The organism is Pelomicrobium sp. (assembly GCF_036803785.1).
In the GTDB taxonomy this organism is placed as follows: Bacteria; Pseudomonadota; Gammaproteobacteria; order Burkholderiales; family UBA6910; genus Pelomicrobium.
In genome coordinates this window covers 15,074-28,726 of sequence record NZ_DAIRTR010000026.1, presented here as the reverse complement: position 1 = coordinate 28,726, position 13,653 = coordinate 15,074, and the positions used below count along the sequence as shown (strand labels likewise).

General features: G+C 66.0%; 11 protein-coding genes. 6 read left to right on the top strand and 5 right to left on the bottom strand.

Annotated elements, in window-relative coordinates:
- From V7Q81_RS04930 to V7Q81_RS04910, 5 genes are all read right to left on the bottom strand, one after another.
- A partial coding sequence (locus V7Q81_RS04930) for a diguanylate cyclase (RefSeq protein ID WP_333840812.1) occupies nt 1-1,699 on the bottom strand: 1,699 nt, incomplete at its 3' end.
- A gap of 24 nt (nt 1,700-1,723) precedes the next feature.
- A complete protein-coding gene (locus V7Q81_RS04925) occupies nt 1,724-2,485 on the bottom strand; it encodes a DUF3530 family protein (protein ID WP_333840811.1) in 762 nt (253 codons plus the stop codon).
- Entirely contained in the window at nt 2,449-3,324 is an 876-nt protein-coding gene (locus V7Q81_RS04920; RefSeq protein WP_333840810.1) for a hypothetical protein, read from the bottom strand. Before V7Q81_RS04920 ends, V7Q81_RS04925 begins: the two co-directional genes overlap by 37 nt.
- Before the next feature lie 167 nt (nt 3,325-3,491).
- On the bottom strand, nt 3,492-6,383 hold the full coding sequence (locus tag V7Q81_RS04915; protein WP_333840814.1) for an FAD-binding and (Fe-S)-binding domain-containing protein: 2,892 nt from the start codon (nt 6,381-6,383) through the stop codon (nt 3,492-3,494).
- A 74-nt stretch (nt 6,384-6,457) separates the two neighbouring features.
- A complete protein-coding gene (locus V7Q81_RS04910; RefSeq protein ID WP_333840809.1) occupies nt 6,458-7,171 on the bottom strand; it encodes a GntR family transcriptional regulator in 714 nt (237 codons plus the stop codon).
- 251 nt (nt 7,172-7,422) lie between these two features.
- Here V7Q81_RS04910 and V7Q81_RS04905 point away from each other — a divergent pair, with 251 nt between their 5' ends.
- From V7Q81_RS04905 to V7Q81_RS04880, 6 genes are all read left to right on the top strand, one after another.
- The gene (locus V7Q81_RS04905) at nt 7,423-8,628 is read left to right on the top strand and encodes a pyridoxal-phosphate-dependent aminotransferase family protein (protein WP_333840808.1); all 1,206 of its coding nucleotides are present in this window, start codon (nt 7,423-7,425) and stop codon (nt 8,626-8,628) included.
- A 78-nt stretch (nt 8,629-8,706) separates the two neighbouring features.
- Nucleotides 8,707-9,690 carry a TRAP transporter substrate-binding protein gene (locus tag V7Q81_RS04900; protein ID WP_333840807.1) on the top strand — a complete coding sequence of 328 codons (984 nt, stop codon included), beginning with the start codon at nt 8,707-8,709 and terminating at the stop codon, nt 9,688-9,690.
- A 66-nt stretch (nt 9,691-9,756) separates the two neighbouring features.
- Complete coding sequence (locus V7Q81_RS04895) at nt 9,757-10,269, top strand: TRAP transporter small permease (protein ID WP_333840806.1); 513 nt, start codon at nt 9,757-9,759, stop codon at nt 10,267-10,269.
- Nucleotides 10,269-11,549 (top strand): TRAP transporter large permease, encoded by a 1,281-nt coding sequence (locus V7Q81_RS04890; protein ID WP_333840805.1) that lies wholly within the window; start codon nt 10,269-10,271, stop codon nt 11,547-11,549. Before V7Q81_RS04895 ends, V7Q81_RS04890 begins: the two co-directional genes overlap by 1 nt.
- A 13-nt stretch (nt 11,550-11,562) precedes the next feature.
- On the top strand, nt 11,563-12,342 hold the full coding sequence (locus tag V7Q81_RS04885; protein WP_333840804.1) for an enoyl-CoA hydratase-related protein: 780 nt from the start codon (nt 11,563-11,565) through the stop codon (nt 12,340-12,342).
- Between the two features lie 46 nt (nt 12,343-12,388).
- Nucleotides 12,389-13,621, top strand: coding sequence for a CaiB/BaiF CoA transferase family protein (locus V7Q81_RS04880; protein ID WP_333840803.1), 1,233 nt, complete (start codon nt 12,389-12,391; stop codon nt 13,619-13,621).
- The last annotated feature ends 32 nt before the right edge of the window (nt 13,622-13,653 follow it).

The window sequence follows — 13,653 nt, the reverse complement described above, 5'->3', positions numbered from 1 at the left end:
CCGCCACCACCACCCGGTCGCGCCCGCTGCGCTTGGCTTCGTAGAGTGCGACGTCGGCGGCAGCGAGAAGGGCCTTTGAGCTGTCGCCGTGCTCGGGAAAGGCTGCCACGCCGAAGGAGACGGTGATGGGGCCGAGGGGCTGTTCCCGATAATGCAGTTGCAGCGCGTGCACCGCGCTGCGCAGCGCTTCGGCCCGCGCCTGGGCGCCGGAGGCAGTGGCTTCAGGCAGGACGAGGACGAATTCCTCGCCGCCGTAGCGGCACACCACGTCGCTGCCCCGCAGGCTCGACTGCAACAGCCGGGCGAGACTCTGCAACACCCTGTCGCCCGCTTCATGGCCGAAGGAATCGTTGAAGTTTTTGAAGCGGTCCACGTCTGCGATGACCAGGGCAAGGGGCACCCGGCGGCGCCGCGCCTGGGCGAGCTCCCGCTCCAGTACTTCCTCCAAAAAGCGCCGGTTGTACAGCCCGGTGAGGGGATCCCGGATGGATTGCTGTTGCAAGGATTCCCGCAGCCGCAGGTTGGCGATGGCGAGTCCCACCTGTTCCGCCACGGTGTTGACCAGCATGCGCTGGTAGGACGAGAAGACCTCCTCTCCTTTCTGGGCCTCAGAGCGGTGATAGCGCAGGTGCAGGAGGCCCAGGAGATCCCCGTGGGCGATCATGGGAGCACAGATGGAAAAAAACGGATCTTCGGACCCCATCTCGAGGTGGGGACACGCCAGGGCAGGCTCGGCGCTGTCGGTGAAATGAAGCTGGCCGCGCCGCAATCCCCAGCACGCTTCCGGTGGGAGGGTAGGCTCCGGGCACTCGACGCCGCCCCAGTGGGCGACCGCTTCCAGGTAGTTGCGCGACGGATGCAAGAGATAGAGCACGCCCCCGCCGGCGGGAAAGAGTTTCTGCGCGAAGCGGGCCGCGGCCGCAGCGGCATCCTGCGCCGACAGGCAGGCCTGGAGGTAGCTTCCCATCTCCGAGAGAGAAAGCATTTCCTCGGTCCGGGCTCGCAGTTCCCCGATGTTCTGCGCCATCTTCTGGTTCAAGCGCTGCAGCGCCTCTTCGCTTTCCCGCCGGACCTTGAGTTCCCGCGCTACCAGCAGATAAGTGAGGACGAGCAGCACTACCGCCAGGAGGGAAGCCACCGAAAACGAGGCCAGGGTGAGATAGGCGTCCCGCTCCAGGCGCTCGGCGTGGCCCGTAAGGAGCGCTTCTTCATGGCGGACCAGCTCCGCCAGCTCCGCTCGGATCTTGTCCATGAGCTGCTTGCCCCGGTCGGTGCTCACCACCTGGACCGCTGCTTCGAAGCCGCGCTCCTTACGCAGCGCCACGGTCGCCTCCAGCTCCCGGATCTTTTCCCGTACCCGCTGCTCGAGCCGCCCCAGGCGCTCCAACTGCTCGGGGTCGCTCGCCATCTCCTGGCGCAGGTGGTGGAAGGGGGCCTCCAGCTCTCGCAGGGCGCGATGGTAGGGTTCCAGGTAGCGCTCCTCGCCCGTGAGCAGGTAACCCCGCTGACCGGTCTCGGCGTCGAGCAAATTGGCTTGAAGGCTTTTGAGCAGGTCGAGGGAGACCAGGGCATGGGTGACCGATTCGCTGGTGCGCAGTAGCAAGCTGGAGCTGCGCAGGGTGATCACGGCGCCCCCGATCAGGATCGCGAGCACCACCAGGAAACCCAGGGCCACGCCTCGGGAAACGCCTGGGCGCATCGGGCGCGACCCCGTCCCTTGCCCTTAACGGGAACTCGCCAAGGTCCGATCGAGAAAGGCGCGCACCTCGGCGAGCAGGGCGCTTTCCTGGCCGTTGAAGAAGTGATCCGCCCCTTTCACGGCTACCTGGGCGGAGCCGGCAATGCGCTCGAGGGCCGCCGCCCGTCGGGGCGCCGCCTCTAGCACTTGGGGGAAGTCCGCCTCCCCGTAGAGATCGAGCACCGGGAGTTTGAGGTTCTGGGGTTCTTTGAACTGGCCGGAGTGCCCGATGGCTACCCAAGCAGCGACTGGCGGGTTCCCGTGGTTCACCAGGTAATACCCGCTCATGCGTGCCCCCATGCTGTGGGAGACGAGGGCGATTTTCCGGTAGCCTTTCGCCTGGAGATAGGCGACCGCCGCCGCCAACCGCTCGGCGGCCTCGGGGAAGAGCTTTTCATACGCTTCAGGTTTGGCCTCCGCCGCCAGCACCGGCATCTGGACCGAGAGGGTGGTATAGCCCAGATCGGCGAGCTGGCTGCGCAGCACGCCCACGAGTCCCCAGTCGGGGTGGACCCCCATGCCGTGGACCACCACCACTGCGCCTTTGGCGCCCCGGGCTTCGGTGTAGAGGCCGAGGAAGGAGCGTCCGCCGGCATCGGTGAGGGTCACGGGTTCTCCCACCACGATGCCAGGCAGAATCTCGTCAGCCCACTTCTTCTCCCGGGCGTAGTCCGCGGCGCCCCAGACGGCGGACGCGCAAAGGCAGGCACTCAGCGCCCAGGCGCCGATTCGTTTTCCAGCCAGCATTGGGTTAGCACCTCCTCTATCCATTCGAGCCCCGGACCCAAGGTGTCCGCCACCTGGACCCCGTTCCCCTGAGCCGTGAGCAGACGCAGCTTTGCGCTCTTCACGTTGGCTTCCTGCACCGGGTAGCCGAGACGGGCGTAGCGATCCCGTTCCAACACCGTTTCTTCTTCGGGCGCGTCGCGAAACCAGATCCATCGGGCCACGAAGCCGTCTGCCAGGGCGAGGAGGGCCTGATGCTCCCGCTCCTCGATGGACAGCGGCGGGTCGAGCGCCTCGGGCTGGCAGCGCCGTTGCTGGAGGTCGAAGGTCCAGGCCTTGCCCCACTGGGGCTCGGCGCCCACCGTGGCCTGGAGTCGCGCCGTCTCGCCTTGGCGCGTGAGGCGAAAGAAGGCGTCGCGGTCCGCGGTGACGGTGTAGCCGAGGTGGGCCTGCGGGGACAAGGACAGCAAAGCAAAGGCGAGACCCAACCTTCCCCCGGCCTCCACCCGCACGTAGAGGGGCTTGTCATCCACGAGCGGCATGCCGCCGGTCGGGCCCTCCGTGTGTTCCAACAGCTTGCCGGCTTGGATGACGGCGCTGCCGCGGGCAGCCTCGGCGGGGGAGAACCATTCCACGCTGATGCGCAGCTCGGGCAACGCCTGGGAAGCGGCGATGAAGGGGGGAAAGGGGATGCCGCCGCTCACCTTGAGATCGTAGCGTAGCCGGTTTGCGCCGATCTGTTCCTGGATCTCGCCTTCACGCTCTTCCTCGGCCAGCAGGCTCGCCAAGCGCTCCCGAAAGCGCTGGAGCGCCCCTAGGTCCCCGGTCACCTCGATGTGGGCATGGATCAGAAGACCCATGGTCGCTTCCCTTGCCTCGTCTCCGACGGAATGATAGCCGAGAACCACGGGCTTGTACGCTCGCGCCGAAGAAAAGCGCCGCGGGTGACTGCCCGCCCTGTGAGCGTGTCAGCCGAGGGTTGAACAAGGGATGCGAGGCGAGACGAATACGCCTTTCGAGCAGCGATTCAGGGTTGAGCGGTGGCGAGCGCCTGTTCCAGCACCCGCGCGGCGTGGAGGGCGGTGCGCCCCGCGCCGTCCCGGATCTGGTGGCGGCAGCTCGTGCCGTCGGCGACCAGCAGCGCCTCGGGCTCGGCGGCGCGCACCGCAGGCAGCAGGGACAGCGCCGCCATCCTCATGGAAAGGTCATAGTGAGCTGCGTCGAAGCCGAAGGCGCCCGCCATGCCACAACAGGACGATTCGATGGGCTCGACCTGCAGCTGCGGAATCATGCGCAGCACCTGCACCACCGAGGCAAACGCCCCGAAAGCCTTCTGGTGACAGTGGCCGTGCACCAAGGCCCGCTTGGCGTCGAGGGGGCAGAGCATCAGATGGAGCCGACCTGCGTCCCGCGCCTGCACGAGAAATTCTTCGAACAACAGCGCCCGACGGGAGAGGGCCCGGGCCTCGGGCCCGGGGATCAGGGCCGCCAGCTCGTCACGCAGGGTGAGAAGGCAGGAGGGTTCCAAGCCCACGACGGCAATGTCCCGCGCGACGTAAGGTGCAAGCGCTGTTATCAGCCGTCGGGCTTCTGTGCGGGCCTCTTCCACCATACCCGAGGCGAGATAGGTGCGCCCGCAGCAGAGGGGTCGCCCGCCGTCCGCCGACGTCGCCACGGTGACCCGATAGCCGGCGGCGGTGAGCACCCGCAGGGCTGCGCGCAAGTTCTCCGGCTCGAAGTAGGTATTGAAGGTGTCGGGCAACAACACCACCTCGCCCAAGGAGGCGGATGCTGCTGCGCCGATCTCTTGGGGGCCGCGGAAAACGTCGCGCCGCCAGCGGGGAAGCGAGCGTCGGGCGGAAAGCCCCAGAAAGCGTTCGCTCAGGGCCGCCAAGCCGGGCAGGCGATCCCGCAGATTCAAAAGCGGCGCGAGCCGCGCTGCCCACGGGGCATAACGGGGCAGGTGCGCGACGAGCCGGTCCTTGAGGGAACGGGGGTGGCGCTGGTGATAGTGGTGGAGGAACTCGATCTTCATCCGCGCCATGTCCACCCCCGTGGGACACTCCCGCTTGCAGCCCTTGCACGAGACGCACAGCGCCAGCGTCTCGTACATGGCAGGAGAAGTGAATGCCTCGGGGCCGAGCTGGCCGGAGAGCGCGAGGCGCAGGGTGTTGGCCCGTCCCCGGGTGAGGTGCTGCTCGTCCCGGGTGACCCGATAGGAGGGACACATTACCCCTGCGTCGAACTTGCGGCAGTGGCCGTTGTTGTTGCACATCTCTACGGCCGCAGCAAAGCCGGCGCCTGGGCTGCGGCTGGATTCCGTCTCGTACTCGGACCAGTCGAGGGCCGTCTCCAGGGGCAGGGGGCGGTAGCCGGGCTTGAAACGAAACAGCCTGCGCTCGTCCATCCGGGGCGCATGCACGATCTTGCCCGGGTTCATGAGGCCTTGGGGGTCGAAGGCGTGCTTGAGTGCCTCGAACGCCCGAACGAGCCGCGGGCCGTAGATGGGCTCGATCCACTCCGAGCGCACCAGTCCGTCGCCGTGCTCCCCGGAATAGGAGCCCTTGTATTCCTTCACCAGGGCGCAGGCCTCCTCGGCGATGGCGCGCATCTTCTTCGCGCCCTCTTCGCTCTTCATGTTGAGCACCGGCCGCACGTGCAGGCAGCCCACCGAGGCGTGGGCGTACCAGGTACCGCGGGTGCCGTGTTTTTCGAACACTCGCGTGAGGCGCTCGGTGTAGTCGGCCAGGTGCTCCAGGGGTACGGCGCAGTCCTCGATGAAGGACACCGGCTTGCCGTCGCCCTTCATGGACATCATGATGTTGAGCCCAGCCTTGCGTACCTCCCACACCTCCTTTTGCAGCTTGGGGTCGATCACTTCCACCACGCTCCCGGGCAGACCCAGATCGCCCATCAGCTCGCCGAGTCGCCTGAGCTTCGCGAGCTGCTCGCCACGGTCTTCGCCCGCGAACTCCACCAGCAGGATTGCCTCGGGCTCGCCACGGATGAATCGCGCCACCGTGTCCCGGAACTGGACGATCTCGCGGGAGAGCTCGATCATGGTGTGGTCTACCAGCTCCACCGCCGCAGGCCCGAGCTTGACGATATGCTGGGTCGATTCCATGGCGTGATAGAAACGGGCGAAGTGCACCACCCCCAGGGTCTTGTGGGGCGGCAGGGGGGAGAGCTTGAGCTTCAAGCGCTGGAAGCAGGCGAGCGTCCCCTCCGAGCCCACCAGCAGGTGGGCCATGTTGAAGGGCCCTGAATCGGAGGCCATGTCCAGGTTATACCCCGCCACCCGGCGCATCACCTTGGGAACCCGGGCGGCGAGCTCTTCCCGCTCGCACCGGTACAAGGCGCGCACGGTTTCCACCAGGTGCCGGTAGGCGGCGGGCCCCGGCACGGGCTTCCCCGCCTCGGGCACCGGGCCGAAGGTCAGGCGCTCGCCGCTCGCGAGCAGTGCTTCCACCTCCAGCACGTTGTGGACCATGTTGCCGTAGGCGAGGGAACGCGCCCCGCAACTGTTGTTGCCCGCCATGCCGCCCAGGGTGGCCTGAGCGGCGGTGGACACGTCCACCGGATACCACAGGCCGTGGGGGCGCAGGAAGGCGTTCAGATGATCGAGGACGATGCCCGGCTGCACGGTGACGGTGCGTGCCTCGGGGTCGAAGGCGACGATCTCCCGCAGGTACTTGCTGTAATCGATGACCAGGGCCTCACCCACCGTCTGGCCGCACTGGGAGGTGCCGGCACCCCGGGGGAGCAGGGGAACGCCCAGGTCCGCGGCGACGGCCAAGGCGCGGGCCACGTCGGCTTCGGTCTTGGGGACCGCCACCCCTACCGGTTCGATCTGGTAGATGGAGGCGTCGGTGGCGTAGCGGCCGCGGGAGAAGGCGTCGAACAGCACCTCCCCTTCCATCTCCCGGGCCAGCCGCTCGGCCAGGAGGCTGCCCTGGGCCGCGAGAGACCGGACAGGCGCGAAGGCGGGATTGCTCACGGGGTGGCCGCTTGAGCGGGCGCGGACGGGGCGTTCAAGGCCTCCAGCACTACCAGCATCTTGTGCCCCAGATGATCCTGGAGCAGGCCCTGCAGCCGGGCGCTGTCCCGCTTCATGAGCGCGTCCAGGATTTCTTCGTGTTCCTGCACCGCCTTGTCCCACCGCTCCCGGGACAGATTGGCCATGTAGCGGGCGCGGCGCACGTGGGCGTTCAAGTTGCGGTAGGTGGCCGCCAGGGTGGCGTTGCCGGTGGACTCTACCAGCTTGAGGTGGATCTGCTGGTTGTAGCGGAAATAGCCCGCCAGATCTCCCCGGGCGTAATAGACCATCATCTGGTAGTGGAGGGCCCGGATCTCGGCGATGTCTGCCTCGGTGGCGTTGCGGCACACGAGCTCACCGGCGAGCCGTTCGAGGGCACCCATGACTTCGAAGATCTCCTGCACTGCGCGTAAGGTGAGCTGGGTGACCACCGCCCCCCGGTTGGGCAGCAGCTCCACCAATCCCTCCGCAGCGAGCACTTTGAGCGCTTCCCGCAAGGGCGTGCGGGAAATGCCGAGCTGCTGGCACAGCACCCGCTCGTTGAGACGTGCTCCGGGAGCGAGCTCACCCTGGACGATCATGTCCCGCAGCCGGGCCGTCGCTTCGTGGTGCAGGGGTCGCCGATCGATGACTTTGTCGGGACTGGGGAAGGGGGTGATCTGGGCACTCATGGGCGTGAGTCCACAGCTGGGAAAAGTGAGTTTGCATGCATAATACAATGCCGCTGGGGGAAAGGCAAAGCAAGACAAGACAAATTCTTTCTTAGGCAATTAGTTAAATGACGCTCCTCTTTACAAAGAAAATTTTGTATACAAAAAAGCCCAAAATGGGCTAAAGTTTTTTCAAAAAAGGCCTCCCGGGGGACGATCACGGATCGGTGTCCGGGCAGGCTTCGTCCCCGTTGATCGTCGAGAGCGCTGCCATGCGTTATCCCAGCGGCCGTCATTTTTTGCAGATTCCCGGACCGACCAACGTCCCCGATCGGGTGTTACGCGCCATCGATCGGCCCACCATCGATCACCGCAGCCCCGAATTCGGGCGCCTCGGCCGGGAGGTCCTCTCCGAGATCCGCCGCATCTTCAAGACCCGGCACCCGGTCATCATCTATCCTGCCTCGGGGACCGGGGCATGGGAGGCGGCCCTGGTGAACACCTTGTCGCCAGGGGATCGGGTGCTCATGTTCGAGACCGGCCACTTCGCCACCCTGTGGCACCGCATGGCCACCCGCCTGGGCTTGCGGGCGGAGTTCGTCCCCGGGGACTGGCGCCACGGGGTGGATCCCGCGGTGGTGGAGGCGAAGCTCGCCGAGGATCGCGCCCGCGAGATTAAGGCGGTGTGCGTGGTGCACAACGAGACCTCCACCGGGGTGACGAGCCGTGTCGGCGAGATCCGCAAGGCCATCGACCGGGCGGGCCACCCGGCCCTGTTCCTGGTGGACACGATCTCCTCCCTCGCCTCCATCGACTACCGCATGGACGAGTGGGGGGTGGATGTGACCGTGGCCGGCTCCCAGAAGGGCCTGATGCTGCCCCCGGGGCTTTCCTTCAACGCGGTGAGCGACAAGGCCCTGGCCGCCTCCCGCAGCGCTCGGCTTCCCCGTTCCTTCTGGAACTGGGAGGAGATGCTGGAGGCCAACAAGACCGGTTATTTCCCCTACACGCCGGCGACCAACCTGCTCTACGGCCTCAAGGAGGCCATCGCCATGCTGCTGGAGGAAGGATTGGAGAACGTGTTCGCTCGCCACGATCGGCATGCGGAGGCGACCCGCCGCGCAGTGCGGGCGTGGGGACTGGAGGTGCTGTGCCTCAACCCGGCCGAATACAGCAGCTCCCTCACCGCGGTGGTGGTGCCCGAGGGACATAGTGCGGACCAGCTGCGCCAGGTGATTCTCGAGGCCTTCGACATGTCCCTGGGTAGCGGCCTGGGCAAGCTCAAAGGGAAGGTGTTCCGCATCGGTCACCTGGGCAGTTTCAACGATCTCATGCTGGCGGGCACCCTCGCGGGAGTGGAGATGGGGCTCGAGCTGGCGGGCGTGCCCCACCGGAGGGGTGGCGTGCAGGTGGCCCTGGATTACCTGGCGCAACAGGCGGCGAGCGCCAAGGAACGGGAACCGTGTAGCGCCGCATGAGCGCGTTCCGATTTCGTGCAGTGCACCCGTGCCCGCCTCGGGCGCGATGGGAATGACCACCAAGAGAGGAGGAAGACCATGAAGTTGTTGCGGCTGCTGATCGTGTTGTTTGCCTTTGCCACGTTGGCTCCCGCGCCGCTGCGGGCGGAGCCGGTGGAGCTCAAATTCGGCCACGTGGGCGAGCCGGGCTCCCTTTTTGCCCTCTCCGCCGAGGAATTCGCCAAACGCGCCAATGCCAAGCTGGGCGACAAATACAAGGTGGTGGTGTATGGCTCGAGCCAGTTGGGCGGCGACAAGGAGCTCCTGCAGAAGCTCAAGCTGGGAACGGTGGACTTCGCCCTTCCCTCCACCGTGATGTCCTCAGAAGTGGATGCCTTCGGCATCTTCGAGATGCCTTACCTGGTGAAAGACCGGGAACACATGAAGCGCATCGAGAAGGAAGTATTCTGGCCTATGCTCGCGCCGCTGGCGGAGAAGAAGGGGCTCAAGATCATCGCTGTGTGGGAAAACGGCTACCGCCACATCACCAACAGCAAGCGTCCCATCCAGAGGCCGGAAGACTTACAGGGGATCAAGCTGCGGGTGCCGGAGGGCAAGTGGCGGGTGAAAATGTTCCAGGCCTACGGGGCCAATCCTAGCCCCATGAAGTTCTCCGAGGTGTTCACGGCCCTCCAGACCGGGGTCATGGACGGCCAGGAAAACCCCTTCGCCCAGATCTACAGCGCCAAGTTCCAGGAAGTGCAGAAGTACCTCTCCCTCACCGGCCACGTGTACACCCCGGCCTACGTCACCGTGGGGCTCAAGAAGTGGAACAGCCTCCCAGCGGAGGCGCGCAAGGTGCTGGAGGAGACGGCGAAGGAAACCCAAGCCTTCGTGTACCAGACTGCCGAGCGCTTCGACACTGAGCTGCTGGAGAAGCTCAAAGCGGCCGGCATGCAGGTGAACACCCCCGACAAAGACGCCTTCATTGTCGCCAGCAGGCCCGTCTACGAGGAGTTTGGCAAGGAGGTGCAGGGCGCCAAGGAAATGATCGACCGCGCCATCGCCCTCGGCAAGCGCTGAGGAGCGACCCCCCGAGGGGCGGGAGGCGGAATCCCCGCCCCGATCGAAGACTCGAGGAGGAGACCCATGACGCTGCACAGGCTCCGGCGGGCCCTGGAGCGGTTGCTCAATTTCATCGTGATCGTCTTGATGCTAGCCCTGGCAATCATCGTGACCCTGGGCGTGGTCTACCGCAAGGCCGGCATGTCCCTGGTGTGGTACGACGAGATCGCCTCGGTGTTGCTCGCCTGGCTCACCTATTACGGCGCCGCCCTGGCGGCGCTCAAACGCGCCCACATCGGCTTTCCGGGCCTGGTGGAGGCCCTGCCGGTGCCCTTGCGGGTGCCGGTGACGCTTGCCGCCGAGGCCCTGGTGATCGGCTTCTTCGTGCTCATGGCCTACGTGGGCGCCTCCGTGCTGGAGGTGCTGGCCACCGACTATTTGGTGAGCCTGCCGCAGGTATCGGTGATGTACACCCAGTCGGTGATCCCCATCGGCGCGGCGCTCTTCGTGGTCGCGGAGCTCCTGGTGGTGCCCGATGCTCTGCGGGCAGCACTAGAAGATGGGCGTCCCGCGCCGCGGGTGGAGGTCAATCCCTGATGGCCATCGTTCTGCTCATCCTCAGCATCCTTGTCCTGGTGCTGATCAACGTGCCGATCGCGGTGGCCCTGGGTATCGCGGCCACTGTGGCGATCGTGGCGAGCCAGGGGGTGGAGTCCCTGCCCAACTTGGCCATCGTCATGTACAACGGGGCCACCAACTTTCCCCTGATCGCCATACCGCTATTCATTCTGGCGGGAGCGATCATGAACACCTCAGGGATCTCCCGGCGGCTCATCGCCTTCGCTTCGGCGCTCCTCGGCTTCATTCGCGGGGGGCTCGCCATGGTGAACGTGGGCACCTCTCTGTTCTTCGCCGAGATCTCGGGCTCGGCGGTGGCCGACGTGGCGGCCATCGGCTCGGTGCTCATGCCGGCCATGAAAAAGAAGGGTTATCCCGGCCCCTTCACCGCTGCCCTCACCTCTTCTTCCGCTTCGCTTGCCATCATCATCCCCCCTTCCATTCCCATGATTCTGTATGCGGTCATGTCCGGAAGCTCGGTGGTGCAGCTTTTCGTGGCCGGCATCATCCCCGGGCTACTGGGGGGGCTGCTCATGATGGGGCTGTGCTACCACTACGCCCGCAAGTACGGCTGGCCGGTGGAGGAGGTCTTCCAATGGAAGCGGCTGTGGGCCACCTTCAAAGACGCCTCCCTCGCTTTCCTGTTGCCCCTCATCATCCTGGGAGGCATCTTCGGGGGTGTGGTCACGGCCACCGAAGGGGCGGGGCTGGCGGTGGTGGCGGCCATCGCCATCGCCCTCTATTATCGGGAGATCGATTGGCCCCAGCTGCGCTCGGCCATCATCGACGGCGCCGTGCAGACGGCGGTGGTCATGTTGCTAGTCGCCTCCTCGGCGCTCCTGGGGGTGTATCTCACCGAGGAGCAGGTGCCGCAACGACTGGCCCAGGCCATCGCTGAGCTCACCACCAACAAGTACCTGATCCTCGCCCTGTTCAATCTGTTCTTCCTGGTGGTCGGCTTGTTCCTGCACTCGGCGGCGGCCATCATCCTGGTGGTGCCCATCGTCATGCCGGTGGTCAATGCCGCGGGCATCGACCCGGTGCACTTCGGGCTGGTGGTGACCCTCAACCTGGCGATCGGCCAGCAGACCCCGCCAGTGGCGAGCGTGTTGATGACCGCTTGCTCCATCGCCAAGGAGAACATCTGGGACGTGACCAAGGCTAATCTCCCCTTCATCGGCGTGTTGCTGCTTGTGCTGCTCCTGGTGACCTATGTGCCGGCGCTCCCCCTGTCGCTGGTGAACCTGTTCTATCGTTGATCGAGGACGCTTCATGCCGGACGACATTCTGGTGCACAGAGACGGCTTGATTGCCACCGTCGTACTTAACCGCCCCCACAAGCTCAACGCCATGACCAAGGGCATGTGGCAGCGCCTAGGGGAAGCGATGCGCGCGCTCGCGACCGATGCGAGCCTTCGCTGCATCGTGCTGCGGGGGGCCGGGGAAAAAGCCTTTTCCCCGGGCAACGACATCGGCGAGTTCGAGACCGAACGTTCCAACTTCCAGCAGGGCAAGGCCTACGGGCGGGTGCTGCATGGGGCGCTCGCGGCGATCGCCGAGTGCCCTGTTCCTACCGTGGCGCTCATCAAGGGCATTTGCGTCGGGGGCGGCCTGGAGATCGCGGCCCTGGCCGACATCCGTGTCTGCGGGGAATCGAGCCGCTTTGGCGTTCCCATCAACAAGCTGGGCCTCACCATGGCCCACGCCGAGATCGGTGCATTGCTCAGGCTCGTGGGCCGGGCCACCACCCTGGAAATTCTGCTCGAAGGGCGCGTGTTCGACGCCCGGGAGGCCAAGGACAAGGGTCTGGTGCACCGGGTGGTGCCCGACGAGCAGGTGGAGGCGGAGGCCTACGCCACCGCCCGGCGCATCGCCGAGGGTGCGCCCTTGGTGGCACGCTGGCACAAGCAGTTCATCCGCCGGCTGGAGCGGGGCGGAGAGCTAACCGAAGAGGAGTTGGACGAAGGTTTCCGCTGCTACGACACGGAAGACTTCAGGATCGGCTACCGGGCGTTTCTGGCCAAAGCGAAGCCCGAATTCAAGGGGCGCTGAGGCCGTCGCGGGCAGCCGTGGATTCTCGCCACACGAGGAAAGCGCCATGACAGAGAAGCGTGCGGGTCCCCTCGCAGGACTCAAGGTCATCGAGCTCGCCCACATCATGTCCGGGCCCATGTGCGGGATGCTCCTCGCCGATATGGGGGCGGACGTGATCAAGGTGGAAAAGGTGCCCGGTGGAGACGACACGCGCCGCTTCGGTATCCCGGAGATCAACGGCGAATCCACCGCCTTCATCATCATGAACCGCAACAAGCGCGGCATTGCGGTCAACTTGAAGACTGAGGGTGGCAAGCAGGTGCTCCGGCGCCTGCTCGAGGGCGCGGACGTGGTCACCGAGAACTACCGCATGGGCACCATGGAGAAGCTGGGCTTCGGCTACGAGGCGCTGCGCGAGTTGAACCCAGGCCTCATCTACTGCGAGATCTCGGGCTACGGGCGCACGGGCCCCTGGGCCGACAAGCCGGGCTTCGATCTCATCGCCCAAGGGATGTCCGGGCTCATGAGCATCACGGGAGAGCCTGGGCGGCCACCCGTCAAGTGCGGGGGCCCCGTGACCGACATCAACGCCGGGATCCTGGCCGCCCTTGGCATCGTTGCCGCCTATCTCCATCGACTCAAGACCGGGGAGGGCCAGCGGGTGGACACGTCCCTTTTCGAGGCCGGAATTACCCAGACCTACTGGCACACCGCCTACTTCCTCGCAACCGGCGAGGCCGCGCCTCCCATGGGTTCGGGCAACCTCACCAGCGCCCCCTACCAGGCGTTCAAGACCCGTGACGGCTGGATCAACATCGGCGCGGCCAACCAGGCCAACTGGGAGCGGCTGGTTTCGGTATTGAACGCTCCCGAGCTGGCGAACGATCCCCGCTTCAAGACCAACCGCGACCGGATCGCCCATCGCGAAGCGCTGGCGGAGGCCCTTACCCGTTATTTCGCCGAGCGTACCACCGAGGAGTGGCTGCAACTGCTCGAGCCAGCCGGGCTGCCGGTGGGGCCCATCCTGAGCATTCCCGAGGTGCTCTCCCACCCCCAGACCCGGGCGCGAGAGATGGTGGTGGAGACCGAGCACCGGCGGCTCGGAAGAGTGAAGAGCTTGGGCTTTCCCATCAAGCTCTCCGCCACGCCGGGCGCCGTCACCCGCAGCGCCCCTGTCCTCGGCGAGCACACCCGGGAAGTGCTGCTGGAATACGGCTACTCCCAGGCGCAGATCGAGGCGCTGGTGCACGAAGGCGCGGTGCTCGCCGCGGACGAAGAGAGCGCGGTGGTTCCTTGAGCGCACCCTGGGAGGATGGGGGAGTGCGAGCG

Coding starts and splice junctions, on each gene's coding strand:
- V7Q81_RS04905 (WP_333840808.1), top strand. CDS start 7,423: ATGCGTTATCCCAGCGGCCGTCATTTTTTGCAGATTCCCGGACCGACC.
- V7Q81_RS04890 (WP_333840805.1), top strand. CDS start 10,269: ATGGCCATCGTTCTGCTCATCCTCAGCATCCTTGTCCTGGTGCTGATC.
- V7Q81_RS04925 (WP_333840811.1), bottom strand. CDS start 2,485: ATGCTGGCTGGAAAACGAATCGGCGCCTGGGCGCTGAGTGCCTGCCTT.
- V7Q81_RS04895 (WP_333840806.1), top strand. CDS start 9,757: ATGACGCTGCACAGGCTCCGGCGGGCCCTGGAGCGGTTGCTCAATTTC.
- V7Q81_RS04910 (WP_333840809.1), bottom strand. CDS start 7,171: ATGAGTGCCCAGATCACCCCCTTCCCCAGTCCCGACAAAGTCATCGAT.
- V7Q81_RS04915 (WP_333840814.1), bottom strand. CDS start 6,383: ATGGAAGGGGAGGTGCTGTTCGACGCCTTCTCCCGCGGCCGCTACGCC.
- V7Q81_RS04880 (WP_333840803.1), top strand. CDS start 12,389: ATGACAGAGAAGCGTGCGGGTCCCCTCGCAGGACTCAAGGTCATCGAG.
- V7Q81_RS04885 (WP_333840804.1), top strand. CDS start 11,563: ATGCCGGACGACATTCTGGTGCACAGAGACGGCTTGATTGCCACCGTC.
- V7Q81_RS04900 (WP_333840807.1), top strand. CDS start 8,707: ATGAAGTTGTTGCGGCTGCTGATCGTGTTGTTTGCCTTTGCCACGTTG.
- V7Q81_RS04920 (WP_333840810.1), bottom strand. CDS start 3,324: ATGGGTCTTCTGATCCATGCCCACATCGAGGTGACCGGGGACCTAGGG.